Origin of the sequence: Thermogutta sp. (assembly GCF_039793925.1) — a bacterium.
Lineage (GTDB): Bacteria > Planctomycetota > Planctomycetia > Pirellulales > Thermoguttaceae > Thermogutta.
This window is the reverse complement of sequence record NZ_JBAMME010000206.1, coordinates 16,441-18,206: the sequence shown is the minus strand read 5'-3', so window position 1 is coordinate 18,206 and position 1,766 is coordinate 16,441. Positions and strand designations below refer to the sequence as shown.

Below are 1,766 nucleotides of genomic sequence, written 5' to 3'. Positions count from 1 at the left end.
GATTTCCTGGCCGTTCGTTCCGGTCACGATGACAGTGTCCTGACCGTCTCCGGCCTCGAAAATGAGCCGGGACACAGAGGTGGAAGGCGCGATGACCTGGCCATTCACTTTGATTGTGGACGTGGCCAGGCTGCTGCCCGCGATGAATTCAAACGTGTCGTTTCCGGCAGTCCCCTGGAGCGTCAACTCAGTCGGCGGATCGATCAGCCGAGTGAAGATGTCGGTTCCATTCTGAGCGGCGACCACGGGATCAGGATTCGTGGACGGGCCAGCCCATGCCACCACGAAGTTCCCCACTGCATCCATAGCGACGGCCGGATCAGTTTGATTCCCCGCCACGGCCGCATTCACCCGGAATTCACCGAGGAATCCCTTCGGTGGGAGATAGAAGTCCGTACCGCTGGAGGTGAACATCCGGGCGTAAATTCCCCAATCGTTCTGGAGGTCATTGTCCTGACCGGATGTCATCCACACGATGGCGAAGTTGCCGGACCGATCCATGGCCACATCCGGCTGGACCTGCCAGTGAAGGGTCGTCTGATTGACCCGGAATTCGTTGGTCCGGGCCGTACCGTTCGCATTGAACAGTCGTGCGTAGATGCCGTAGCCACTGCCGTCCTGACCGAAGCTCGCCCAGGTTGCCACAAAGTTCCCATTGGGATCCATGGCGACCCGCGGGTCGATCTGGTCATTGCTGGTGTACTGGTTCAGGCGGATTTCACCAGTTCGGGCGGTACCGTTGGCATTGAACACCCGCCCAATCACTGCATAACCACTGCCGTCCTGGCCATAGCTCATCCAGGTCACCACAAAGTTACCCGCGTCGTCCATGGCCACGTCGGAATTCCGCTGATAATTCGCTGTGGTGGTGTTGACACGGAATTCGTCGGAAAGGGCCTGGCCGTATGCATTGTACAATCGCGCATAAACACCGTCCTTGTCGCCGTCCTGGCCATAGCTGCTCCATGTCACCACGAACGTGCCCGAGGCACTCACAGCCACGCGCGGGTTGTACTGAGCATTGTTACGAAACTGATTGACGCGGAACTGATCGCCCAGGGGATTGCCGAATCGGTCGAACATCCGCGCCCAGACACCGTCCACGTCATCCGCACCTTGGCCTGCCCAAACCACGATGAAATTCCCCGCGCTATCCATCGCAACGGCGGGCTGGGTCTGGTTGCCCGTCTCATACGTATTGACGATGAACTCAGTCCCTTGCGGTTCACCACGCCGATTGTAGCGCTGCGCGATGATGTTGGTATTCGTCGTGTTCGCGTCGGCACCCTGTCCCACGCTCACCCATACCACGACATAGTCGCCATTCGCGTTCATGGCCACAGCCGGTAGCGACTGATCGCCGACGAGCGTGGTGTTCACCACGGGGTTGACATCCGTATCGCCGGGATTACCCGGTGTGCCAGGGCCGATCCCACTACCCTGCCCCACAATGAAGGTCCGCACGAAACCGAGCCCGGCCGCCGTGCCCGGCACTCCGTCGCGATCTCCATCCAATTTGAATCCGATCACGGGATCGCTGACCCGGAAGAACGGATAGGCATCCGTCATCAAATCTCCAACCAGAAGTTGATAATCGCCTGAAGACAATGGATCGTTGATCGGGCTGTCGGGATTGCCGTCCAGCGTCAGCACCGCTTCCCATTTGCGGGTGACAGGATTCAGGCCGAAGCTCACCGATTTAACGGCACCTACCACCTCCTGTCCGTTCCGGAACAGCCGCCAGTTCTGCACATTGAGAATGCTGT

Annotated in this window: 1 protein-coding gene; it reads right to left on the bottom strand. The window is 59.1% G+C overall.

The annotated features are described in order from the left end of the window. Positions 1-1,766 (bottom strand): hypothetical protein (locus ABJK56_RS08245; RefSeq protein ID WP_347244189.1); only part of this gene is annotated, 1,766 nt, incomplete at both ends.